This is a genomic window from Bacillus sp. NTK071 (genome assembly GCF_017303315.1).
Lineage (GTDB): Bacteria > Bacillota > Bacilli > Bacillales > Guptibacillaceae > Guptibacillus.
Window position 1 is genome coordinate 1 of sequence record NZ_JAFKOI010000018.1, and the last position, 25230, is coordinate 25230.

The 25230-nt window shown below is 40.9% G+C and carries 25 protein-coding genes, 1 rRNA gene and 2 other annotated features; all 26 genes read left to right on the forward strand.

Annotation, left to right across the window (positions count from 1 at the left end; translation table 11 throughout):
* Positions 1–77, forward strand: a 5S ribosomal RNA gene (gene rrf, locus JI666_RS22040); the annotation flags it as partial.
* A gap of 749 nt (positions 78–826) precedes the next feature.
* The gene (locus tag JI666_RS18495; protein ID WP_211201558.1) at positions 827–1240 is read left to right on the forward strand and encodes a CtsR family transcriptional regulator; all 414 of its coding nucleotides are present in this window, start codon (positions 827–829) and stop codon (positions 1238–1240) included.
* Between the two features lie 36 nt (positions 1241–1276).
* Positions 1277–1813, forward strand: a complete 537-nt coding sequence (gene mcsA / locus JI666_RS18500) for a protein-arginine kinase activator protein McsA (RefSeq protein ID WP_206894535.1) — start codon at positions 1277–1279, stop codon at positions 1811–1813.
* A complete protein-coding gene (gene mcsB / locus JI666_RS18505) occupies positions 1813–2910 on the forward strand; it encodes a protein-arginine kinase McsB (RefSeq protein ID WP_206894536.1) in 1098 nt (365 codons plus the stop codon). The genes mcsA and mcsB overlap by 1 nt, the downstream gene beginning before the upstream one ends.
* Positions 2907–5348 carry an ATP-dependent Clp protease ATP-binding subunit gene (clpC, locus tag JI666_RS18510; RefSeq protein WP_206894537.1) on the forward strand — a complete coding sequence of 814 codons (2442 nt, stop codon included), beginning with the start codon at positions 2907–2909 and terminating at the stop codon, positions 5346–5348. The genes mcsB and clpC overlap by 4 nt, the downstream gene beginning before the upstream one ends.
* 217 nt (positions 5349–5565) lie before the next feature.
* Positions 5566–6942: a DNA repair protein RadA gene (gene radA, locus JI666_RS18515; RefSeq protein ID WP_206894538.1), complete on the forward strand. Its 1377-nt coding sequence runs from the start codon at positions 5566–5568 to the stop codon at positions 6940–6942.
* Entirely contained in the window at positions 6943–8004 is a 1062-nt protein-coding gene (gene disA / locus JI666_RS18520; protein ID WP_206894539.1) for a DNA integrity scanning diadenylate cyclase DisA, read from the forward strand.
* A gap of 160 nt (positions 8005–8164) precedes the next feature.
* Positions 8165–9262: a PIN/TRAM domain-containing protein gene (locus tag JI666_RS18525; protein WP_206894540.1), complete on the forward strand. Its 1098-nt coding sequence runs from the start codon at positions 8165–8167 to the stop codon at positions 9260–9262.
* 25 nt (positions 9263–9287) lie between these two features.
* The gene (ispD, locus tag JI666_RS18530) at positions 9288–9980 is read left to right on the forward strand and encodes a 2-C-methyl-D-erythritol 4-phosphate cytidylyltransferase (RefSeq protein ID WP_206894541.1); all 693 of its coding nucleotides are present in this window, start codon (positions 9288–9290) and stop codon (positions 9978–9980) included.
* A complete protein-coding gene (ispF, locus tag JI666_RS18535; RefSeq protein WP_206894543.1) occupies positions 9980–10453 on the forward strand; it encodes a 2-C-methyl-D-erythritol 2,4-cyclodiphosphate synthase in 474 nt (157 codons plus the stop codon). Before ispD ends, ispF begins: the two co-directional genes overlap by 1 nt.
* A gap of 69 nt (positions 10454–10522) precedes the next feature.
* A complete protein-coding gene (gene gltX / locus JI666_RS18540) occupies positions 10523–11992 on the forward strand; it encodes a glutamate--tRNA ligase (protein WP_206894545.1) in 1470 nt (489 codons plus the stop codon).
* A gap of 12 nt (positions 11993–12004) precedes the next feature.
* Positions 12005–12231, forward strand: a binding site (T-box leader).
* A 90-nt stretch (positions 12232–12321) separates the two neighbouring features.
* Positions 12322–12978, forward strand: coding sequence for a serine O-acetyltransferase (gene cysE, locus JI666_RS18545; RefSeq protein ID WP_206894547.1), 657 nt, complete (start codon positions 12322–12324; stop codon positions 12976–12978).
* Entirely contained in the window at positions 12968–14368 is a 1401-nt protein-coding gene (cysS, locus tag JI666_RS18550; RefSeq protein WP_206894549.1) for a cysteine--tRNA ligase, read from the forward strand. Before cysE ends, cysS begins: the two co-directional genes overlap by 11 nt.
* A 3-nt stretch (positions 14369–14371) precedes the next feature.
* Positions 14372–14791, forward strand: a complete 420-nt coding sequence (locus JI666_RS18555) for a Mini-ribonuclease 3 (RefSeq protein ID WP_206894551.1) — start codon at positions 14372–14374, stop codon at positions 14789–14791.
* Positions 14784–15530 (forward strand): 23S rRNA (guanosine(2251)-2'-O)-methyltransferase RlmB, encoded by a 747-nt coding sequence (rlmB, locus tag JI666_RS18560; protein ID WP_136948769.1) that lies wholly within the window; start codon positions 14784–14786, stop codon positions 15528–15530. The genes JI666_RS18555 and rlmB overlap by 8 nt, the downstream gene beginning before the upstream one ends.
* Before the next feature lie 3 nt (positions 15531–15533).
* The gene (locus tag JI666_RS18565; protein ID WP_048313304.1) at positions 15534–16043 is read left to right on the forward strand and encodes an NYN domain-containing protein; all 510 of its coding nucleotides are present in this window, start codon (positions 15534–15536) and stop codon (positions 16041–16043) included.
* 136 nt (positions 16044–16179) lie between these two features.
* Positions 16180–16809, forward strand: a complete 630-nt coding sequence (sigH, locus tag JI666_RS18570; RefSeq protein WP_098446597.1) for an RNA polymerase sporulation sigma factor SigH — start codon at positions 16180–16182, stop codon at positions 16807–16809.
* A gap of 257 nt (positions 16810–17066) precedes the next feature.
* Positions 17067–17216, forward strand: a complete 150-nt coding sequence (rpmG, locus tag JI666_RS18575) for a 50S ribosomal protein L33 (RefSeq protein WP_098445960.1) — start codon at positions 17067–17069, stop codon at positions 17214–17216.
* A gap of 94 nt (positions 17217–17310) precedes the next feature.
* On the forward strand, positions 17311–17505 hold the full coding sequence (secE, locus tag JI666_RS18580; RefSeq protein ID WP_206894553.1) for a preprotein translocase subunit SecE: 195 nt from the start codon (positions 17311–17313) through the stop codon (positions 17503–17505).
* A 79-nt stretch (positions 17506–17584) separates the two neighbouring features.
* Complete coding sequence (gene nusG, locus JI666_RS18585) at positions 17585–18118, forward strand: transcription termination/antitermination protein NusG (RefSeq protein WP_048313308.1); 534 nt, start codon at positions 17585–17587, stop codon at positions 18116–18118.
* Positions 18119–18265: 147 nt separating this feature from the next.
* Entirely contained in the window at positions 18266–18691 is a 426-nt protein-coding gene (gene rplK / locus JI666_RS18590) for a 50S ribosomal protein L11 (RefSeq protein ID WP_048313309.1), read from the forward strand.
* A gap of 139 nt (positions 18692–18830) precedes the next feature.
* Positions 18831–19523, forward strand: a complete 693-nt coding sequence (rplA, locus tag JI666_RS18595) for a 50S ribosomal protein L1 (RefSeq protein ID WP_206894555.1) — start codon at positions 18831–18833, stop codon at positions 19521–19523.
* Between the two features lie 58 nt (positions 19524–19581).
* Positions 19582–19717 (forward strand) — a sequence feature (ribosomal protein L10 leader region).
* Between the two features lie 44 nt (positions 19718–19761).
* A complete protein-coding gene (gene rplJ / locus JI666_RS18600) occupies positions 19762–20262 on the forward strand; it encodes a 50S ribosomal protein L10 (RefSeq protein WP_206894557.1) in 501 nt (166 codons plus the stop codon).
* Between the two features lie 54 nt (positions 20263–20316).
* A complete protein-coding gene (gene rplL, locus JI666_RS18605; protein WP_206894559.1) occupies positions 20317–20679 on the forward strand; it encodes a 50S ribosomal protein L7/L12 in 363 nt (120 codons plus the stop codon).
* Positions 20680–20807: 128 nt separating this feature from the next.
* Positions 20808–21407, forward strand: a complete 600-nt coding sequence (locus JI666_RS18610) for a class I SAM-dependent methyltransferase (protein ID WP_206894584.1) — start codon at positions 20808–20810, stop codon at positions 21405–21407.
* 258 nt (positions 21408–21665) lie between these two features.
* On the forward strand, positions 21666–25208 hold the full coding sequence (gene rpoB / locus JI666_RS18615) for a DNA-directed RNA polymerase subunit beta (protein WP_136948775.1): 3543 nt from the start codon (positions 21666–21668) through the stop codon (positions 25206–25208).
* Positions 25209–25230 lie beyond the last annotated feature (22 nt).

Below are 25230 nucleotides of genomic sequence, written 5' to 3' on the forward strand. Positions count from 1 at the left end.
CGAACACGGAAGTTAAGCTCTTCAGCGCCGATGGTAGTTGGGGGATCTCCCCCTGCAAGAGTAGGACGTCGCTGGGCAATAATGAGAAGTCAGAGATCATATGGTCTCTGACTTTTTTGTATGGTTTAAAGTTCTTTTACACCATGAATAAACAAGAGAAACATCTTCGAAAGCTACGTAGGGGTGGGAGAAGCAAGAAATTCGAGGAAGCAAGTGATGTCAGACCGGAGTGGATATTCGAGAGATCCATGAGGATCTGGCATCGCGCAGCTGACGAAGAAGTTCGCCGCTTATCGCGCCCCGTGTGAGAACACGGAAGTTAAGCTCGCGCGCCGATGGTAGTTGGGGGATCTCCCCCTGCAAGAGTAGGACGTCGCTGGGCAATGATGAGAAGTCAGAGATCAAATGGTCTCTGGCTTTTTTGTGTTCTTTACTACTAATAGAATAGCTTTAATTTTATTCAAACCCCTTAACAAATTTTGAATGATAGTAATTACATCATGAAATAGAAGTTAATCACATAGAACAAAAGGGTACTATAAAGAGATAGAGTGGTATTAGAAAATCTATATAAAATAATCTTCCTTTAATAAATTGAGTTTTAATGTATGTCATGATAAATCCTGAAATGAGAGTTTTTATTTTATCTAAATTGGTAATGCTTAAATAGGACAGATGCAGAAGCCTTGTCTCTTTGCAATCCTACATAAACGCGTTATAATATACTCAACGTCAAATATAGTCAAAGTCAGTATGGAGACGGAGAGGAGGGAAATAAGTGAGGAATGTTTCCGATATAATTGAAGCTTATTTAAAGAAAATATTAATGGTAGATGGCAGGGATGCTGTTGAGATTAAGCGAAGTGAGATTGCGGATAAATTTCAATGTGTTCCCTCTCAAATTAATTATGTAATCAATACTCGCTTTACGATTGAAAAAGGCTACATTGTGGAAAGTAAGAGAGGTGGAGGGGGATATATAAGGATAGTAAAGGTTAAACCTGAAACCCATGCTGATTTAGTTGATGAGATGTTACACCTCGTTAAAAATCAAGTTCCACAGGTAGTATCAGAAAATATTATTCTTCGTTTACTAGAAGAAGAGGTAATTTCGGAACGAGAAGCGAAGTTAATGTTAAGCGTACTTGATCGTACAGTGATTACAATAGAACTACCTTTACGAGATCATTTGAGAGCTAATATGTTGCGTGCAATGCTTATAGCATTAAAATATAAATAATATCTACCTTTAAGGATAGAAGAGGAGGGTTGCCGGATGACATGCCAGGAATGTGGTGAGCGCCCAGCTACGCTTCATTTCACCAAAATAATAAACGGTGAAAAAACAGAATTTCACATTTGTGAAAAATGCGCTAAAGAAAAAGGTGAGGCTGAGCCAGGCACTAACCATTTTTCTATCCATAACTTATTATCGGGATTACTTAATTTCGAAACACCTATCGGTGATAGTCCCGCACACTCTTTTTACAAACAAGAGCAGGCCAATTGTCCTAAATGTGGTTTAACATACCAACAATTCACTAAAATAGGTCGATTTGGTTGCTCGGTTTGTTATAAGACGTTCGCAGACAAACTAGATCCAATACTTAAAAAAGTACATGGTGGCAATACGGCTCATACTGGAAAGGTACCTGTACGAACTGGAGCGGCAATTCAAATTGAGCGCAAAGTACAGAACCTTCGTAGTAAGATGAAAGAATATATCGAACATGAAGAGTTCGAAAAAGCCGCTGAAACAAGAGATATCATTCGTTCCCTTGAGCAACGAACGTCATGGGAAGGAGGAGAATAATGTCACTTCAGCGATTTATCAGTGAAGCTGTAAGTCCATGGATGAAGGATGAAGGTCCGGATTCAGACATTGTAATGAGTAGTAGGGTTAGATTTGCACGAAACTTAAAAAATTATGTTTTTCCGATCCTTTCTGATCGTGAACAGAATTTAGAGGTTATTAAAGAAGTTCGAAGTGAATTTAATGATGTGCCAGATGAACATATTGGTGAACTTGAACTACTTGAAATGGAAAGTCTAAAACCTATTGAAAAAAGAGTACTTGTGGAGAAGCACCTTATCAGTCGTAATCTGATAGAGCAATCAAAAAATGGCGCTGTTCTCCTAAGTGAAAATGAAACGGTTAGCATTATGGTTAATGAGGAAGATCATTTTCGTATCCAATGTCTAGTAGCCGGATTTGAACTCAAGAAAGCATTTACTTTAGCAAACTCTCTTGACGATTGGATTGAGAGTAAAGTTGATTACGCTTTTGATGAAAGAAGAGGATACTTAACAAGTTGTCCAACTAATGTTGGAACTGGAATGAGAGCTTCTGTTATGTTGCACTTGCCAGCATTGGTTCTAACGCAACAGCTTAATCACATTATCCCTGCTATTAATCAGCTTGGCCTGGTTGTAAGAGGAAGCTATGGAGAAGGAAGTGAGGCGCTCGGTAATATTTTTCAAATATCAAATCAAATTACCCTTGGTAAAACAGAGACTGATATTATCGAAGATCTCCAGGGCGTCGTAATGCAAGTCATCGAGAAGGAACGAGCTGCGAGACGCGCATTACTCGATAACTCTAGAATTGAGCTTGAGGATCGTATTTACCGTTCACTTGGTATCCTTGAGAATAGCAGGATTATACAATCAAAAGAAGCAGCTAAGTGTCTTTCAGACGTTCGATTAGGAATAGATATAGGACTTGTAAATGGGTTATCCAAATCGATTCTGACTGAGTTGCTCATCTTAACTCAGCCAGGCTTTCTACAGCAGTTTGCTGGCGCAAGCTTAACCCCGACAGAACGGGATATCAAACGAGCTACTTTAATAAGAGAACGACTTGAACTAGAAAATCAACTATCGAAGAAATCGGAGGGTGATGAACAATGATGTTTGGACGATTTACAGAACGTGCCCAGAAAGTACTTGCCTTAGCACAAGAAGAAGCGATTCGCCTCGGTCATAACAATGTAGGTACTGAACATATTCTTCTAGGCTTAATTCGCGAGGGTGAGGGAATCGCTGCAAAAGCGTTAACAGCGCTAGGACTTGGTTCAGAAAAGATTCAGAAGGAAGTAGAAAAGTTAATTGGCCGCGGTCAGGATTCCGTTCAATCAATCCATTATACACCAAGGGCTAAGAAAGTAATTGAGTTATCAATGGATGAAGCTCGTAAATTAAGTCATTCGTACGTTGGTACAGAGCACATTCTTCTAGGGCTTATCCGTGAAGGTGAAGGTGTAGCTGCAAGGGTGCTTAATAACCTTGGCGTAAGCTTAAATAAAGCACGTCAACAAGTATTGCAATTGTTAGGAAGCAACGAAAGTTCTTCTTCTAGCCATCAAGCTGGAGGTGCGAGTGCAAATACTCCGACACTAGATAGTCTAGCTAGGGATCTAACGGTTATCGCACGTGACAATGGCCTTGATCCTGTAATTGGTCGAAGCAAAGAGATTGAACGTGTTATTGAGGTGCTTAGTCGCCGTACAAAAAATAACCCGGTTCTTATTGGTGAACCAGGTGTTGGTAAAACAGCCATTGCTGAAGGCCTTGCTCAACAAATTATTAATAACGAAGTACCAGAAACACTTCGTGACAAGCGCGTTATGACCCTGGATATGGGAACGGTTGTTGCGGGTACGAAATACCGTGGTGAATTTGAAGATCGATTGAAGAAAGTGATGGACGAAATTCGTCAAGCAGGTAACATCATTCTATTCATCGATGAACTTCACACACTAATTGGTGCTGGGGGTGCAGAAGGTGCAATTGATGCATCGAATATTCTTAAGCCGGCCCTAGCACGTGGAGAGCTACAATGTATTGGAGCAACTACGCTTGATGAGTATCGTAAGTACATTGAGAAAGATGCTGCTCTCGAGCGTCGCTTCCAGCCGATTCAGGTTAACGAACCGACAAGTGATGAATCAGCTTTAATTTTGAAAGGTCTTCGTGATCGTTATGAAGCTCATCACCGCGTAACGATTACTGATGAGGCAATTGAAGCAGCCGTTAAGCTATCCGATCGATATATTTCGGATCGTTTCCTACCAGATAAAGCGATCGATTTAATTGACGAAGCAGCTTCGAAAGTTCGTCTTCGTTCTTATACAGCACCACCGAACTTGAAAGAGTTGGATAAGAAGTTAGAAGAAGTCCGTAAAGAAAAAGATGCATCTGTTCAGAGTCAGGAATTTGAAAAAGCTGCTTCCCTTCGTGATTCAGAGCAACGCTTACGAGAACAGCTTGAACAAACGAAGAAAGAGTGGAAAGAAAAGCAGGGTAAAGAAAATCAAGAAGTTACTCCTGAAGACATTGCCATTGTTGTTGCTAATTGGACTGGAATTCCAGTTTCTAAGCTAGAAGAACAGGAAACTGAGCGACTTCTAAGAATGGAAGAAATTCTTCATAACCGATTGATTGGTCAGGAAGAAGCTGTTAAATCAATCTCTAAAGCCGTTCGTCGCGCACGTGCTGGGTTAAAAGATCCGAAGCGTCCTATTGGATCGTTTATCTTCCTAGGGCCAACTGGTGTAGGTAAAACTGAACTTGCTCGTGCAGTTGCAGAAACGTTATTTGGAGAAGAAGATTCTGTTATCCGCATTGATATGTCCGAGTATATGGAGAAACACTCCACATCACGTCTAGTGGGGTCACCTCCAGGATATGTTGGATATGAAGAAGGCGGACAATTAACCGAGAAAGTACGCCGCAAACCTTATTCTGTTATTCTTCTAGATGAGATTGAAAAAGCACATCCAGATGTATTTAATATTTTGCTACAAGTTCTTGAAGATGGACGCTTGACAGACTCTAAAGGTCGCGTAGTTGACTTCCGTAATACGGTAGTCATTATGACTTCAAACGTAGGAGCTAGCACACTTAAGCGTAATAAATACGTTGGCTTTACAACTGGTTCTGAAGGTCAAGAATATAGCGATATGAAGGGTAAAGTTATGGATGATCTAAAGAAAACCTTCCGTCCAGAATTCTTGAACCGTATTGACGAAACGATTGTATTCCACTCTCTTGAGAAGAAGCACCTGAAAGAAATTATTGTATTAATGGTCAAGAGTCTTAAAACACGTTTGTCAGATCACGGTATTGACTTCGAACTAACTGATTCTGCTCTTGAGAAAATTTCTGAAGAAGGTTACGATCCAGACTACGGAGCGCGTCCACTTAGAAGATCGCTTCAACGCAATATTGAAGATCGTCTTTCTGAAGAGTTATTAAAGGGTAATATTGAAAAAGGTCAGAGAGTGAAAATTGACTACCGAAATGAAAACTTTGAAGTAGAAACACTTTCTGAAGCAAAATCATCCTAGAAGAAACAAACCGGAAGGCAATTGTCTTCCGGTTTTCTAATTATTAAAGAGTGGTTATCCTTATTTAAGGGAATGGGTATAAAAGTACTACTATTTCCCTTTAGTATTTTAAAGTTTTATTCAGTATAGCCACTTCAATAAGTTCATAGGAACTTATAATTTATGATAAACTTAATTAAAACAACATGTGCGGCAAGACCGAAAGTGAGGAAGATAAATGGCAAAGAAAAAGACGAAATTTATGTGTCAGGATTGTGGCTATGAATCTCCAAAATGGATGGGAAAATGCCCTGGATGCCATCAATGGAATACGATGGTTGAAGAATTTCTACCTTCTGATAATGATCGTAGAAGGTTTGTAACCTCAGATGAAGGAACAATGAGCAAAGCGACGTCAATTCGAAGCATACAAAAAGAAATGGAACCAAGAATTTTTACGCAAATAACGGAGCTAGATCGTGTGCTCGGTGGAGGAGTTGTCCCGGGGTCCCTCGTACTTGTTGGAGGAGACCCGGGTATTGGTAAATCAACGCTTTTGCTTCAAACATCATCAAAGCTTGCTGATCAGGATCATCCTGTTTTATATATATCTGGTGAGGAGTCGGTCAAGCAAACGAAGATACGCGCAGACCGTTTAGGAGTCGATGCAGAAAAATTATTTGTATTAGCGGAGACCGATCTTGAGTATATTAGTAAAGCGATTGAAGAAATAAATCCCCAACTTGTCATTATTGACTCAATCCAGACAATTTTTAGATCTGAAGTCACTTCAGCTCCGGGGAGTGTATCTCAAGTACGAGAATGTACATCACAACTTATGAGAATTGCTAAGACGAAAGGTATTGCTATTTTCATTGTTGGTCACGTTACTAAAGAAGGGTCGATTGCAGGACCGCGACTTCTTGAACATATGGTTGATGCTGTTCTTTATTTTGAAGGAGAACGTCATCACACGTTTCGAATTCTCCGGGGGGTTAAGAATCGTTTCGGTTCAACAAACGAAATTGGCGTTTTTGAAATGAAGGAAGAAGGACTTGAAGAAGTGCTCAATCCTTCAGAAATCTTTCTGGAAGAACGATCTTCCGGTGCAGCTGGCTCAACAGTTGTAGCCTCGATGGAAGGAACTCGAACAGTTCTGGTAGAAATTCAAGCACTTATATCCCCGACTAGTTTTGGGAATCCGCGTAGAACTGCTACAGGAATAGATCATAATCGTGTATCACTACTAATGGCGGTTCTAGAAAAACGGGTTGGTCTTCTTCTTCAGAACCAGGATGCATATCTAAATGTTGCAGGTGGGGTTAGGCTTGATGAACCGGCTATTGATCTTGCTATTGCTGTCTCAATTGCGTCAAGCTTTAGGGATAAGCCAACAAGGCCAACAGATATAGTAGTCGGGGAAATTGGGCTTACTGGGGAGATCAGACGTGTTTCACGTATCGAACAGCGAATAATTGAAGCGGCGAAGCTCGGATTTGAACGTGCAATCATTCCAAAGAAAAATATAGGTGGATGGACTTTCCCAGAAGGGATTCAAGTGATTGGTGTCCAAACTGTAGATGAAGCATTAAACGAGGCGTTAGGAGGGCAGTAAATGGAGATAGATAAGCAGCAAGAAGTTATCAATGAAATCTTAAAAATAGTAGCTCCAGGGACTCAGCTGAGGCACGGCATTGATAATATTCTCCGAGCTAAGACTGGTGGATTGATCGTTGTTGGATATGATGGGAAAGTTCAAGACCTTGTCGATGGTGGGTTTTCAATTGAATGCCGGTTCACACCAGCATACTTATATGAACTTGCTAAAATGGATGGAGCCATTATTCTAAATAAAGAAGCTTCTAGAATTCTATATGCAAATACTCAGCTCATTCCTGAAACCTCAATTTCTTCTACAGAGACTGGGATTCGTCATCGAACAGCAGAACGAGTTGCCAAGCAAACAGGTAATCTAGTGATTTCAATTTCTCAAAGGCGTAACGTTATTACACTCTACCAAGGTAATATTCGATATTCTTTAAAAGAAATTGGTGTTATTCTTACAAAAGCAAATCAAGCAATGCAGACGCTTGAGAAATATAAGTCGGTACTGGATCAGGGAATAACAGACCTAGGAGCCCTAGAATTTGAGGAGCTTGTTACTCTTCAAGAGGTGTCTCAGGTTATCCATCGTATTGAGATGGTTCTTCGAATCAAAAAAGAAATCTTAAATTATATTAACGAATTAGGAACAGAAGGTCGCCTTATCAGCATGCAAATGGAGGAACTTGTCTCCAATCTTGAAGCAGAAGCCAAATGGTTAATAGGGGACTATGTCAAAGAAGTAGATGAGTCACCTGCTGACGTCATGAAGCGACTGAAGAAACTAACGAGCGATGATCTCCTTGAGGAAAATTCAATTATGAGAATACTCGGCTATACTGATCAGAATGTGAATGTAACGCCAAGAGGCTATCGTATTCTACATAAGATTCCTCGTTTGCCTTCAAATATTATTGAGAATCTAGTGGATAGCTTTGAAACCCTGAATGCTATTTCAAAAGCCTCTATAGAGGAACTGGATCAAGTAGATGGAATTGGTGCTATACGAGCGAAAAAAATTAAAGATGGCTTAAAGAGAATTCAAGAACAGTTGTTTGTAGATCGCCATATCTAGTGCGATGAAATAGACATTCGATTGGGGCTGTGCTAATCTATAATTAATTTAGAGTAATGAAAGCTAACATATAATCATACTATAAATTTCGCAAAATTCAAGGATTTACGTTTCAATTTTGATAATTTGTTAATAATGTTAAAAGGAGGTGAAAACGTCAATGATAAAGTGGATTGTGCAGTTGTTTTTTATCATTTTAGGCGGAGCGCTGGGCTTAGTATATTTACCAGATTTAATACAATTACTCAATATAGGGGATCTTCCCTCGGTATTTAGCAACTCTTATGCAGGTGCTGTAATAGGGGCTGTGCTCTTCTTTCTAGCAACTTTTTGGGTGACAGATTATATTGTTGACTTTATTCGACTTATTGAAGAAAAGGTTGTGAAGGCACCGGTTGGAGATGTGCTATTTGGGTCAATTGGACTGATTATTGGACTTATAGTTGCATTTTTAATAAACGTATCTCTGGCTGAAATTAATCTCCCGGTTGTTAGTAATGTTCTGCCAATCTTTATTTCTGTTCTTTGTGGTTACTTTGGTTTCCAGGTAGGTTTCAAAAAACGTGATGAACTGATTAATCTGTTCATTAATAACAAAGGCAAGGATAAGAGAAAAGATTCTGATGAAGACGAGATTGATTCTGGGTCTTCTAAGCTTAAGATTCTTGATACAAGTGTCATAATTGATGGTAGAATCGCAGATATTTGTCAAACCGGTTTTCTAGAAGGAACTCTTGTCATTCCTCAGTTTGTACTTGAAGAATTACAGCATATTGCTGATTCGTCTGACGTTTTAAAGCGAAATCGTGGTAGACGTGGACTCGATATTCTGAACAAGATTCAGAAAGAGCTTGAAGTGAACGTGGAAATATATGAAGGTGACTTCGAAGAAATACAAGAAGTAGACAGCAAGCTTGTTAAACTCGCTAAACTCGTTAATGGTATGGTTGTTACAAATGATTTTAATTTGAACAAAGTCTGTGAACTACAAAAAGTTCAAGTGTTAAACATTAATGATTTAGCAAATGCTGTGAAGCCAGTTGTTCTTCCAGGGGAAGAGCTTAACGTTCAAGTGATTAAAGATGGGAAAGAATATAACCAGGGTGTTGCTTACCTAGATGATGGTACAATGATTGTAGTAGAAGAAGGAAGAAACTATATTGGTAAAACAATTGATGTGCTTGTAACGAGTGTATTGCAAACATCAGCAGGGCGAATGATCTTTGCTAAGCCCAAACTTCTTGAAAAAGCACTTTAAGCGATAGGCGACGGGGGTTCTAGGTTTGAAGTATTCAGTGGTTATTCCTGCGGCTGGTCAGGGAAAACGGATGAACGCAGGGAAAAATAAGCAATTTATTATGCTAGAAGAAAAACCGATTATCGTTCACACGATATCGGTTTTTCAAAGTGATGAGCATTGTGAAGAGATTGTGCTTGCTGTGAATGAGCTGGAACATGAGGAATTTCGTTCGCTTATTCAGGCTCATGGACTAACTAAAGTAACGCAGATTGTAACGGGTGGTAAAGAACGACAGCAAAGTGTTTACGAAGGGCTTAAAGCACTGGATGGAGATAAAATAGTTTTAATTCATGATGGTGCTCGTCCATTTTTCACGCATCGAGTTGCAAGAAAAGCCGCACAAGCAGCAGAATATTATGATGGTGCAATAGTAGCTGTGCCTGTTAAAGATACAATTAAACAGGTAGAAGAATTAGAAGTCCAGCAAACCATTGATCGATCAAGCTTGTGGGCAGTGCAGACTCCGCAGGCTTTTCGTCTGTCTGTCATTAAAGACATTCATCGCTGGGCTGAAGAAAATCAAATTATCGGTACAGATGATGCTAGTCTTGTAGAAATGAACGGTCGTTCTGTGCATGTGATCGTCGGTGATTATAGGAATGTTAAGTTAACGACGCCTGAGGATTTAATTTTTGCGAGAGCGATTTTGCGAGAGAAGAAGGAGAGTGGAGTTTAATGCGAATTGGTCACGGATTTGATGTTCACAAGTTAGTAGAGGGGCGCCCTTGTATAATTGGCGGGGTAACCATTCCATTTGAAAAAGGACTTTTAGGTCATTCGGATGCCGATGTGTTACTTCATTCTGTTGCAGATGCATGTCTAGGTGCTATTGGCGCGGGAGACATCGGCAAACATTTTCCAGACACAGATGAAGCTTTTAAAGATGCTGATTCAAAAGAACTTCTTCGTCAGGTCTTCGAAATTGTGAAGGATAAAGGCTACATTCTTGGGAATGTTGATTGTACAATTATCGCACAGCTTCCAAAGATGGCTCCTCATATAACAGCGATGCGTGAAGTGATTGCAAGTCTTTTAGAAGCTGAGCTCAGTCAAGTGAATGTGAAAGCAACGACATCCGAACAATTAGGGTTTACAGGTAGAGGGGAAGGGATTGCTGCTGAGGTTGTTGTCTTACTGGAAAAGGCTTGACCGATAATTTGACTCTAATGGTAAAATAATAAGACAGATAAAGATAAAAACTTAATGGTGGTGTATAGAATGGGAAACGAAGTAAGGGTACGCTATGCCCCGAGCCCAACAGGATATTTACATATTGGGAATGCTCGAACGGCTTTATTTAACTATCTATTTGCGAGAAGTCAGAATGGTAAATTCATTATTCGTATTGAAGATACAGACCAGTCGCGTAATGTGGAAGGCGGCGTAGAGAATCAGCTTGATTACTTAAAGTGGCTTGGCATGGATTGGGATGAAAGTGTTGATAAAGAGGGAGAGTATGGCCCTTATAGTCAAATGGAGCGTCTTGATATTTATACAGAACATACAAAAGAGCTTCTAGAAAAAGAATTAGCATATAAGTGTTATTGCACTGAGGACGAGCTTGAAGCAGAACGTGAAGCACAGCGCGCGCGAGGTGAGATGCCTCGTTATTCCGGAAAGTGTCGCCACCTTACAGAAGATCAGCGTGAGAAAATGGAAAGTGAAGGTAGAGAGCCTAGCATTCGATTTGCCGTTCCACGTGACAAGGAATATGCTTTTGATGATGTTGTAAAAGACCGTGTTTCTTTTGAGTCAAATGGAATCGGTGATTTTGTTATTGTGAAGAAAAACGGCATCCCGACATACAACTATGCTGTTGCACTTGATGATCACCACATGAAGATTTCTCACGTTCTACGTGGAGACGATCACATTTCAAATACACCAAAGCAGCTTATGATCTATGAAGCATTTGGTTTTGAGCCTCCTAAGTTTGGTCACATGACTTTAATTGTTAATGATCAGAAGAAGAAGCTTAGTAAGCGGGATAAGTCGATCGTTCAATATATTGAGCAATACCATGATTTGGGTTTTCTTCCTGAAGCGTTGTTTAACTTTGTAACGTTACTTGGTTGGTCACCTAAAGGGGAAGAAGAACTATTCACTAAAGATCAACTTATTGAGATCTTTGATCCTGAGCGATTATCCACGTCACCTGCTGTATTTGATTCACAAAAGTTATACTGGATGAATAACCAATATATTAAAGAAGCGAGTATCGAGCGCGTAGTTGAGCTTGCCCTACCGCATTTAATCGAAGTTGGTAGGTTCCCGCTTGAGATGACGCCTGAACAAATGGAATGGGCAAAAGAGCTTATTGCACTTTATCAGGAGCAACTTCACTACGGCCGGGAGATTGTCGAGCTTACTGAGTTGTTCTTTAAGCAGGAAATTCAGTATAATGAAGAGGCAATGACCGTACTAAACGAAGAACAGGTTCCTGAAGTTATGCAAGGGTTTATTGATCAGCTTGAAAATGTAGAGGAGTTTGAGCCAGCTGCAATCAAGTCTGCTATTAAAGCAACACAGAAGGCAACAGGTCACAAGGGTAAGAAGCTATTTATGCCAATTCGTGTTGCAACTACCGGCGAAACACATGGACCAGAGCTTCCACAGGCTATTGCCCTTCTTGGAAGAGAAGCTGTTAATGCTCGCTTGAACCAAGTCATTTCGATGAGTAAAGCATAAGGCTTTGATTAAATACAATCGTTGATGAGGAGAAGTAAATGAGTTGAGTTCTTCTTAGAGAGAGTCGCCTTGGCTGAAAGTGACTTAAGAATTCACCCATTGAAATGCACCTCTGAGTCTCCTGCAGAAAGCCATAATGGTCATTATGTAGGAGCGGCGCCGCCGTTATCGGTGAAAGGGATTTTCTTACTATAAGAGAATTCGAAGCAGAGTGGAACCACGCAAAAAGCGTCTCTGTGTGATGGAACGATCACACAGAGACGCTTTTTTTATTAGGTATTAATTTCAAACGTATCTCGTGGAATCATGAGAAGAGAGGAGTGGAGGATTTGTGGAAGACATTGAAACAAGATATTGATGTTGTCTTTGATCAGGACCCCGCTGCAAGAAGTTACTTTGAAGTAATTTTGACCTATGCAGGGCTTCATGCCATCTGGTCACATCGCATTGCTCATTGGTTCTGGAAGAAAAAATTCTTTTTTCTCGCAAGAGCAGTTTCTCAACTTAGCCGTTTCTTTACAGGTATAGAAATACATCCAGGAGCAACAATTGGGGAGCGGTGCTTCATTGACCACGGGATGGGTGTTGTTATAGGTGAAACTTGTGAAATTGGTAATAATGTTACGCTCTTTCAAGGTGTGACCCTTGGTGGAACAGGAAAAGAAAAAGGAAAGCGACATCCAACACTTGAAGACAATACACTTGTCGCCACAGGGGCTAAAGTGCTCGGCTCTATTACGATAGGACAGAATTCAAAAGTAGGAGCGGGATCAGTTGTTCTGCAAGATGTACCAGAGAATTCGACGGTAGTAGGTATACCAGGACGTGTCGTTATTCAAAATGGTGTTAAAGTCCCTCATAATCTTGATCATCATAAAATGCCGGATCCGGTTGCAGATAAATTTAAATTAATGGAGCAAGAAATGCTCGAATTAAAAGAGGAAGTTCAAAGCCTAAAAAAGAGGAGTGAAAGTTATGGCGATTAAGCTATACAATACATTGACGCAGAAAAAAGAATCTTTTCAACCGATTGAAGAGGGAAAAGTGAAGATGTATGTGTGTGGGCCGACTGTTTACAATTACATTCATATTGGAAATGCTCGTCCTGCTATCGTTTTTGATGTTGTTCGTCGTTATCTTGAGTATCGTGGCTATGACGTGCGATATATATCCAACTTTACCGATGTAGATGATAAATTGATTCGAGCTGCTAAAGAACTTGGTGAAGAGGTTCCTGATGTCGCTGAACGCTTTATTGAAGCTTATCATGAAGATACAGGTGCACTTGGCGTTAAAAGAGCAAATGAGCATCCAAGAGTAACAGAGAATATGGAGGAAATCATTGCATTTATCGAAGCTCTTATAGAGAAAGACTTCGCGTACGAATCTGATGGTGATGTTTATTTCAGAACGAAGAAATTCGAAGGGTATGGTAAACTATCTCATCAATCGATCGATGAACTGAAGCTTGGTTCACGTATTGGCGTAGGTGAAAAGAAGGAAGATCCACTTGATTTCACACTATGGAAGAAAGCTAAAGAGGGTGAAATCTCATGGTCAAGTTCGTGGGGAGAAGGGCGTCCGGGCTGGCATATCGAATGCTCCGCTATGGCGCAGAAGTATCTTGGAGATACAATTGATATTCATGCCGGAGGAAAAGACCTTGCGTTTCCACACCATGAGAATGAGGTGGCTCAAACGGAAGCGTTAACTGGGCACACTTTTGCGAATTACTGGCTTCATAACGGGTATATCAATATTAACAATGAAAAGATGTCAAAATCACTGGGCAACTTCGTTCTAGTGCATGACTTAATTAAACAACATGATCCAGAAGCTATTCGTTTCTTCATGTTATCGGTTCATTATCGTAACCCGATTAACTTTAATCATGAATTACTTGAAAGTGCAAAAACAGCATTGGACAGAATTAAAGATACGGTAGAAAATATTGAACATCGATTAGAAAACAGTGCGGATCTTGCTGAAGACGTGCAAGGTTGGAAAGAAAAGGTTGAAGTGTATCGCGAGCGATTTGTAGCAGAGATGGATGATGATTTTAACACGGCTAATGCCATTTCTATTCTTTTTGAGTTATCCAAAGAAGCGAACCTCTATCTACAAGGATCCAATTCTTCGAAAGAAGTGCTTGAACTGTTTATTGAGCGATTTAATGATTTTGGTTCAGTACTTGGTGTTTCTTTTAGAGAAGAGAAAGTCCTTCTTGATGAAGATATTGACCAACTTATTGAAGAACGGAATGAGGCAAGAAAACAGCGGAACTTCTCTAGAGCAGATGAAATTCGGGATGAGTTAAAAGAACAGGGCATTCTTCTTGAGGATACACCTCAGGGCGTTCGCTGGAAGAGGATGTAACCAATGAAGAAATTAGATGTTAAACAACTAAATTCTTTGGCACTTGCCTATATGGGTGATTCAGTCATTGAGATCAATGTTAGGAAGCGACTTCTTTACCAGGGGCATATTCGACCGAACCAACTACACCGTACAGCAACGAAATATGTCTCAGCAAAAGCACAGGCAGCATTCCTCCATCAGGTGCTTAATCAAGGAGCTCTGACAGAAGAAGAAGCGGGTGTAGTACGCAGAGGACGTAACGCAAAATCAGGTACCGTGCCGAAGAATACGAGCGTTAGCACCTACAAATACTCAACGGCTCTTGAAGCCTTGTTTGGTTATCATTACTTACAGGGAAATGAAGAGAGAGTGGATGAGTTATTGAAAGATCTATACAAATTCGTAGAAGAACCAAAGAAAGAAGTGAAGTCAGATGGATAAAGAATTTATTGTTGGACGTAATGCGGTGCTTGAAGCGTTACGCTCAGGACATGAAATTAATAAGATTTGGATTAATGAAGGTTCACAGAAAGGGCCGCTGCAAAACCTTATTCAAAAAGCTAAAGAACAAAATGTTCTCGTACAGTTCGTGCCAAAACGAAAGCTTGAACAATTGTCAGGTGAAAGTAACCACCAGGGAGTCGTTGCCTCAATTGCTGCTTATGAATATGCTGATTTAGAGGACTTGTTTAAAAAAGCAGAAGAGTCAGGTCAACCTCCTTTATTCCTTATCCTTGATGAAATTGAAGATCCTCATAATTTAGGATCTATTCTAAGAACAGCTGACTCAGCTGGAGCACACGGTGTTATTATTCCAAAGCGTAGAGCAGTAGGGTTAACATCGACTGTTGCTAAATCTTCTACTGGTGCTATTGAGTATATTCCTGTTGCGCGTGTAACGAACCTTGCACGAACAATGGATGAATTGAAAGAGCGTGGAATTTGGTTTGTAGGTACGGATGCAAAAGGCGGTCAAGATTACCGAGAAGCTGATTATGATATGGGAATAGGTCTTGTGATTGGTAGCGAAGGAAAAGGAATGGGTCGACTAATTAAAGATAAATGCGACTTTCTTGTTAGCCTTCCAATGGCAGGAAAGGTTACATCACTTAATGCATCTGTAGCTGCAGGGTTAATGATGTATGAGGTTTATCGCCAACGTCATCCTCTGGGGGAGTAAATCATGGACGTGCTGTTAGTTGACGGCTATAACATCATAGGTGCTTGGACTGAGTTAAGGTCTCTAAAAGAAAAAGACTTCAGTAAAGCCAGAGAGCTCCTTATTGAAAAGATGGCTGAGTACCAGGCATATACAGGCTATCAGGTGATCGTCGTTTTCGACGCTCACCTCTCACATGGTATCGAGAAGCGGCATAGCCAGTATCGGGTAGAAGTCATTTATACAAGAGAAAATGAAACAGCGGATGAACGAATTGAAAAAATGGCTAGAGAACTTAAAGGTATTCGAACTCAAATCCATGTTGCTACTTCTGATTATACAGAGCAATGGGCGATCTTTGGGCAGGGAGCGTTAAGGAAATCTGCACGAGAGTTGTATAACGAAATGCAGCGGATTGAAAAAGGAATCGAAAAAAGAGTAGATACCGAGAATCGGAAGAATCGTTCATCAGGCCTGTATTTATCAGAAGAAGTCAGCGAAATATTCGAAAAATGGCGAAGAGGTGGAAAATAGTAGGTTGACGATTTTTCGACACGTGCTGTATAATATTTCTATATAGCGTACTGGTCGGGGGGAACGCATATTGAGCACAGTAGACCTCAAAGAAACCACGGTAGATCAAGAACAACTGACAGTAGACCAAAGAAACATGGAACACGTAGCATTCGATCAACTTGATGATGAATTGCTCGTCATCATGGTACATGAAGGTCACAGCAGAGCGTTGGAACATTTGATTACGAAGTATAAAAATTTCGTACGCGCTAAAGCGAGGTCGTATTTTCTTATTGGAGCAGACCGAGAAGATATCATTCAAGAAGGGATGATTGGTCTCTACAAAGCTATTCGTGATTTTAGAGGAGACAAGTTCTCATCTTTTAAAGCGTTTGCCGAACTTTGTATCACCCGGCAGATGATTACAGCTATCAAAACCGCAACGAGACAAAAGCATATTCCGCTGAATTCTTACGTATCGCTCGATAAGCCTATTTACGATGAAGAATCAGACCGGACATTACTAGACGTCATTTGTGGCACCAAAGTCACTGATCCTGAAGAATTAATCATTAATCAGGAAGAATTTGATGATATCGAACTTAAAATGTCTGAAATTTTGAGCGATTTAGAGAGAAAAGTGCTTATGCTTTATCTTGATGGCCGTTCTTATCAGGAAATTTCGGTTGATTTAAATCGTCATGTAAAGTCGATTGATAATGCTTTGCAGCGTGTGAAACGAAAGCTTGAGAGGTATCTTGAGCTTCGTGAAGTCAGCCTTTGATAGGGACAGGCTTATAATAGGTTATAAATAAGGCAGGGGATCTCCCCTGTTTTTTTCTTTGTACAGCCTTTTGAGGCTTTATTGACACGCTGAAACGCGCTGTGATAAAGTGATAAAAGTAAGAATGTCAAACTTTTTGTAAGGTTTGTAGAAACGTCACAGTGTCGCTGAACGTTTTTTTATTTTGGTCTTTTTTAGTTTAAGAGAGCTTATTTAAATACAAACTTCACAACTGCGCGGCTTAGGAAGGTGTCATTATGCGTAAAAAAGCAGTGCTAGCATGTGTTCAATGCAACAGCCGAAACTATACAACTATGAAAAACTCACAGACAAGCCCGGCCCGCATCGAAGTTAAAAAGTATTGCAAATACTGCGATGCACATACTGTGCATCGTGAAACGAAGTAATGCCTCAAAGGGGTCGTTTGCCATCTAGAGGCAAACAGCATCAAAATAGATTCTCGGGGGAGTTTTCCGCCAGATTAATTGGGGGTAGCAAGTAATGGCAAGTATTGTTCAACGTTCTGGTAAGTTCTTTCGTAATGTCGCAAGTGAAATGAAGCGGGTGAGCTGGCCAACACGTAAAGAATTAACTCGCTATACCATCGTTACAGTGACGACGGTTATCTTTATAGCAGTGTTCTTTGCGCTAGTTGACCAGGGTATTTCCTCGTTAATCCGCCTCATTTTAGGATAATTCGTTATAAAATTTCATTCTCAAGGTTAGAATGAGAGAGTAAATGAGCTGGGGAGGGAAGGACAGCAGTCCTGCATATATGGAAAAAAGATGGTATGTTGTTCATACGTACTCGGGGTATGAAAACAAAGTAAAAACCAACCTTGAAAAAAGGGTTGAAACAATGGGCATGACAGATAAAATCTTTCGTGTACTCGTCCCGGTAGAAGAAGAAACAGAAATCAAGAATGGTAAGAAGAAGACAGTTATGAAGAAAGTCTTTCCTGGCTATGTTATTACAGAGATGGTCATGACAGACGATTCTTGGTATGTTGTGCGCAACACGCCTGGCGTAACTGGATTCGTAGGATCTAGTGGTGCTGGATCTAAACCTACTGCTTTGCTTCCAGAAGAAGTAGAATCACTTCTTAAGCAAATGGGAATGGAGCAACCAAAAGCTGACGTGGACTTTGAACTGAAAGAGAAAGTTAAGGTTAAAGAAGGACCGTTCGCAGATTTCGTAGGTTCCGTTGAAGGCATTGATACAGACAAAGGTAAAGTGAAAGTGCACGTTAATATGTTCGGCAGAGAAACTCCTGTTGAGCTTAATTTCGGGCAGGTTGAGAAGTTCTAATAGAAAAGTCCTTGCTTAACTTTTCGATTAATGATAGAATTTTAATGTTTCATGAGTCTCATACTAATCGAGACATTCTATTGATATATAAGGTGGGAGGGTGTAAACACCCAAATACCACATCACGGACTTAAGGAGGTGTGTCGCGTGGCTAAAAAGGTAATCAAGGTTGTTAAATTGCAAATCCCAGCTGGGAAGGCAAATCCTGCACCACCAGTAGGACCTGCACTAGGTCAAGCTGGAGTTAACATTATGGGATTCTGTAAAGAGTTTAATGCTCGTACTTCTGACCAGGCTGGTATGATCATCCCAGTAGAAATCACGGTTTTTGAAGACCGTTCATTTACATTTATCACTAAAACTCCACCAGCTGCAGTTCTTCTTAAGAAAGCAGCAGGTATCGAGTCAGGTTCTGGTGAACCAAACCGCAACAAAGTTGCGACTGTGAAGCGTGATAAAGTGCGTGAAATCGCTGAAACAAAAATGCCAGACCTTAACGCAGCGAATGTAGATTCTGCAATGCGTATGGTTGAAGGTACTGCACGTAGCATGGGAATTACGATCGAAGACTAATGTTACACAAGCCGTTGCGATTAAAAGGGATTCCTGCCTGTATTTTACAGGTTCGCAACTTTTATTATGATGTCGACAATTTGGCGTCATAAATAGTGGGAGGTTAATCCGCTAAACCACATTCAAGGAGGAACACAAAATGGCTAAAAGAGGTAAGAAATACCAAGAGGCTGCAAAGCTAGTTGAACGTACAACTTTCTATGAGCCTCAAGAAGCAGTAGATCTTGTTAAAAAGACTTCTGTAGGAAACTTTGATGGAACTGTTGAAGCAGCAATTCGTCTAGGAGTAGACCCTAAGAAAAACGACCAGCAGGTTCGTGGCGCGGTTGTACTTCCAAACGGAACTGGTAAAACTCAACGCGTTCTTGTTTTCGCAAAAGGCGAAAAAGCGAAGGAAGCTGAAGCAGCTGGCGCTGACTATGTTGGAGAAGCTGACTACATCCAGAAAATCAACGGTGGTTGGTTTGACTTTGATGTGATCGTTGCAACTCCAGATATGATGGGCGAAGTTGGTAAGCTTGGTCGTGTACTTGGACCAAAAGGCTTAATGCCAAACCCGAAAACTGGAACAGTTACTTTCGACGTTGAAAAAGCTGTTAATGAAATCAAAGCTGGTAAAGTAGAATACCGTGTTGACCGTGCTGGTAACGTCCATGCACCGATCGGTAAAGTATCTTTCGAAGCTGACAAGCTTGTAGAAAACTTGAACACACTTGTAGAAACACTTGTGAAAGTTAAGCCTGCAGCTGCAAAAGGTACGTACCTTAAAAACATTTCGGTTACATCTACAATGGGACCTGGTGTTAAAGTTAACGCATCAACTTACCGCTAATTAAATTAGCTGTTGACATTTGCGTAGCTATTAAATATACTTGTAAATGTTGTTTGATAAATTAATACTTTCTGTACCGTAGACAGCAGGGGTGCATTTGCACTTAATATCCTGCCGAGGTGTGAAGTGATTCGATACGTATGTAATCGTAAAGCCTTCATGTCTTCGGATGTGAAGGCTTTTTATATGACCTCATATTCCAGGGCGGTATAGATACATTTCTTTAGGAGGTGGAACTATGAGCAGTATAGTTGAACAGAAGAAGCAACTAGTTACGGAAATTGCAGACAAACTACGTGATAGCCAATCAACAATCCTTGTTGATTATCGCGGACTTGATGTTTCTGAAGTAACTGAGCTTCGTAAGCAATTGCGTGATGCAAACGTTGAGTTCCGTGTTTACAAGAACACAATGACTCGTCGCGCAGCAGAAGAGCTTGAACTTACTGATTTGAATGAACACCTTGTCGGCCCTACGGCAATCGCGTTCAGCAATGAAGATGTTGTTGCTCCTGCTAAAATTTTGAACAACTTCGCTAAAAATCACGAAGCTCTTGAAATCAAGACGGGCGTAATCGAAGGCGGCGTTGTTTCAGTAGAAAAGATCAAAGAACTTGCGGACCTACCAAACCGCGAAGGACTACTTTCTATGTTGCTATCTGTGCTACAAGCACCTATGCGCAATATGGCACTTGCTACAAAAGCTGTGGCTGATCAAAAGGAAGAACAAGGCGCGTAAATACACGGCCTATCAATTGGTATAAATAAAACAAAAATTAAGGAGGATTTACTCATGGGTAACGAGCAAATCATTGAAGCAATCAAAGAAATGACAGTTCTTGAGCTTAACGACCTAGTTAAAGCTATCGAAGAAGAATTTGGTGTAACTGCAGCAGCTCCAGTAGCAGCAGCAGGTGGCGCAGCAGAAGGTGCTGCTGAAGAGCAATCTGAATTTGACGTAGTTCTTGAAAGTGCTGGAAGCAGCAAGATCAAGGTTATCAAAGTTGTTCGCGAAATCACTGGTCTTGGCTTGAAAGAAGCTAAAGAACTAGTTGACGGCGCTCCAAGCTCTATCAAAGAAGGCGTTGCTAAAGAAGAAGCTGAAGAGCTTAAAGCTAAGCTTGAAGAAGTTGGCGCAGTAATCGAAGTTAAGTAATTAATTGCCTGAAACAAAAGCTCGCTTTTAAAAGCGAGCTTTTTGTTATTGGGCGCTACTATTTTCGGTTATGATGAAAAGCTAGAATGGGAAGGCTTATAGAAATGGCGATGGAAAGAGGGGAAGCAATGGGAGAACATTATTATACGAAGAATCCAAATGTGAAAAGTGATCGGATGCGTATCGCTGAAGAGCTGCGCGGACGCCGTTTTCAATTCACGACTGATTCTGGTGTTTTTTCAAAGAAAGAAGTCGACTTTGGGAGTAAGCTCCTAATCGATACATTTGAAGAACCTGAGATTGAAGGAGATATTGTAGATGTTGGTTGTGGCTATGGCCCAATCGGCATATCGCTTGCTTCTGAATTTTCAAACCGCCGTTTTTATTTGCTAGATGTTAATGAGCGTGCGACTGAGCTTGCGATGAACAACGCGATTAAGAGTAGCGTAAATAATGTTACTGTTATGGCGAGTGATCAATTGAGTGCGGTGAAAGACAAAACTTTTGCCTCAGTCATTACAAATCCACCTATTCGCGCAGGTAAGCAGGTTGTTCATGGGATTCTAGAAGAAGCACATGAAGTTCTAAAAAAAGATGGAACGCTCTGGGTTGTTATTCAAAAGAAACAAGGGGCACCATCAGCTATTAACAAGCTAGAAGAAATGTTTGAGCATGTTGAAACCGTTGTGAAAAAGAAAGGATACTATATTCTTAAAGCAGTCAAGTAGTTTATTAAATTATCCTTTGACTTCATAGACGGGCTATGCTAATATAATATAATGCCAATGATGGATTTTCCAGGCCTTTTTCCTATTGCTATGGAGAGAGGTATAAAATACCGTCGTCTGGAAAAACTAATATAATCGCTTATAGTTAAGGGGAAATTTATTTATGCCCTTTTTCTTTTTTTGTCCAACGATAGATTCTGTTTACCAGAACTCACTGGATGAAGAAAATAAATACGCTGGATTTGAGGGGTGAATCATTTGACAGGCCAACTAGTTCAGTATGGACGCCACCGCCAAAGAAGAAGCTACGCGCGAATCAAAGAAGTGTTGGATTTGCCAAATCTAATTGAGATTCAAACGGCTTCTTATCAATGGTTTCTTGATGAGGGTTTACGAGAAATGTTCCAGGATATTTCTCCAATCGAAGATTTCACAGGTAATCTTGTGCTGGAATTTATTGATTACAGCCTTGGTGAACCTAAGTATCCCGTGGAAGAGACCAAAGAGCGAGATGTAACATATTCTGCACCTTTACGTGTGAAAGTACGCCTGATCAACAAAGAAACAGGTGAAGTAAAGGAACAAGAAGTGTTCATGGGTGACTTCCCATTAATGACTGAAACAGGTACCTTTATTATTAATGGGGCAGAACGCGTTATCGTATCTCAGCTCGTGCGTTCTCCAAGTGTCTACTATAGTGAAAAGATCGATAAGAACGGCAAAAAAGGATATACAGCTACTGTCATTCCAAACCGAGGAGCATGGCTGGAATTTGAAACTGATGCCAAAGATATTGTCTATGTACGAATTGATCGTACTAGAAAGCTACCGATTACGGTACTGCTCAGAGCGTTAGGGTTTGGGTCTGATCAAGAAATCATAGATCTCCTAGGTGAAGATGAATATCTTCGCAATACCCTGGAAAAAGACAACACGGACGGCACAGAAAAAGCGCTTCTAGAAATCTATGAACGCTTACGTCCTGGTGAGCCTCCGACTGTCGACAACGCTAAAAGCTTACTTGATTCCCGCTTTTTTGATCCGAAGCGCTATGATCTTGCAAACGTAGGCCGTTACAAGATTAACAAGAAGCTTCATATTAAAAACCGTCTATTCAATCAACGCCTTGCTGAAACGCTCGTTGATCCTGAAACAGGCGAAGTGATTGCAGAAGAGGGCGCGATTCTTGACCGCCGTCTACTTGATCGTATTCTTCCCGCTCTTGAGACAAACGTTGGCTTTAAAGACGTAGAACCTCATGGTGGAGTAATTGAAGACGAATCAATAGGCTTGCAATCAATTAAAGTTTACGCACCTGATGATCCAGAAGGAGAGCGTGTAATTAATGTGATTGGAAATGGTGGAGTTGAAACAGGAGTGAAAAACATCACGCCTGGCGACATCATTTCTTCTATTAACTACTTCTTTAACCTACTTCATCAGGTTGGAAACACCGATGATATTGATCACCTTGGTAACCGTCGACTTCGTTCGGTTGGTGAACTACTTCAGAACCAATTCCGTATCGGTCTTTCCCGTATGGAACGTGTGGTTCGTGAACGTATGTCTATCCAGGATACGAACGTCATTACGCCACAGGCGCTAATTAACATTCGTCCTGTTATAGCATCCATCAAAGAGTTCTTCGGAAGCTCTCAGTTGTCTCAGTTTATGGATCAGACGAACCCTCTTGCTGAATTAACACACAAGCGTCGTCTATCTGCACTTGGACCAGGTGGTTTAACACGTGAACGTGCTGGATTTGAAGTTCGTGACGTACATTACTCTCACTATGGAAGAATGTGTCCGATCGAAACACCAGAGGGTCCAAACATCGGACTAATTAACTCGCTTTCTTCTTATGCACGAGTTAATATATTTGGTTTTATTGAAACACCATACCGCAGAGTAGATCCTGAAACAGGTAAAGTAACAGAGTTTATTGACTACCTAACTGCTGATGAACAGGATAACTACGTTGTGGCACAGGCAAACGCGAAGCTAAACGATGATGGTTCATTCCAGGACGAAGATATTGTTGCTCGTTTCCGTGATGAGAACATTATCATTGCTCGCGAAAAGATCGATTACATGGACGTATCCCCGAAACAGGTTGTTTCCGCTGCGACGGCTTGTATCCCGTTCCTTGAGAACGATGACTCCAACCGTGCGCTAATGGGAGCGAACATGCAGCGTCAAGCTGTACCTTTGATGGTTCCTGAAGCACCAATTGTCGGTACAGGTATGGAACACGTTAACGGAAAAGATTCCGGAGCTGCTGTAATTTGTAAACACGAAGGTATTGTTGAGTTTGCATCTGCTGCAGAAATTCGTGTGCGCCGTGTATCTGTCATTGATGGTGAGGAAGTTAAAGGCGACCTTGATCGCTACAAATTGCTTAAATTCATTCGTTCCAACCAAGGAACGTGTTATAACCAAAAGCCGATTGTCGTTGAAGGCGACCGAGTTGTAAAAGGAGAAATCCTTGGAGACGGACCTTCAATGGAAAAAGGTGAAATGGCACTCGGGCGTAACGTTCTTGTCGGATTTATGACATGGGAAGGTTACAACTACGAGGATGCTATTATTATGAGCGAACGTCTCGTAAAAGATGACGTATATACTTCAATTCATATCGAAGAGTATGAATCCGAAGCTCGCGACACTAAGCTTGGACCTGAAGAAATTACTCGTGATATTCCAAACGTTGGGGAAGACGCACTTCGTAACCTCGATGAACGCGGAATTATTCGTATGGGTGCTGAGGTAAAAGATGGAGATATTCTTGTTGGTAAAGTTACTCCTAAGGGTGTAACAGAACTAACAGCTGAAGAACGTCTACTTCATGCAATCTTTGGAGAAAAAGCTCGTGAAGTTCGTGATACATCTCTCCGTGTACCTCACGGTGGCGATGGTATTGTACTTGATGTGAAGATCTTTAACCGTGAAGACGGCGATGAGCTTCCTCCGGGAGTAAATCAACTTGTTCGTGTTTATATCGTACAGAAGCGTAAGATTCATGAAGGAGATAAGATGGCAGGTCGCCATGGTAACAAAGGTGTTATCTCAAGGATTCTTCCTGAAGAAGATATGCCATATTTACCAGATGGTACGCCAATCGATATCATGTTGAACCCACTTGGTGTTCCTTCTCGTATGAACATTGGACAGGTACTAGAGTTGCATATCGGTATGGCTGCACGCGCACTTGGTATTCACGTAGCAACACCAGTATTTGATGGAGCGCGTGAAGAAGATGTGTGGGAAACACTTGAAGAAGCAGGTATGCCACGTGATGGTAAAACTGTTCTTTACGATGGTCGTTCGGGTGAACCATTCGACAACCGTATTTCTGTCGGAGTTATGTATATGATTAAACTTGCTCACATGGTTGATGACAAACTTCACGCACGTTCTACTGGGCCATATTCACTTGTTACTCAGCAACCGCTTGGTGGTAAAGCACAATTCGGTGGACAGCGTTTCGGTGAGATGGAAGTTTGGGCACTTGAAGCATATGGTGCTGCATACACCCTTCAAGAGATTCTGACTGTGAAGTCGGATGATGTTGTTGGACGTGTTAAGACTTACGAGGCAATCGTAAAAGGTGAAAATGTTCCTGAGCCTGGTATTCCAGAGTCGTTTAAAGTTCTAATCAAAGAGTTGCAATCACTTGGTATGGACGTGAAAATGCTAGCTAGTGATGAGCAAGAGATTGAAATGAAAGAGTTAGACGATGAAGAAGACCAATCCAGTGAGAAATTGAACTTGAATGTTGGGTCAAATCAGGCGAGTGAGTAAGGGTTAAAGCTGAATTCTAAAG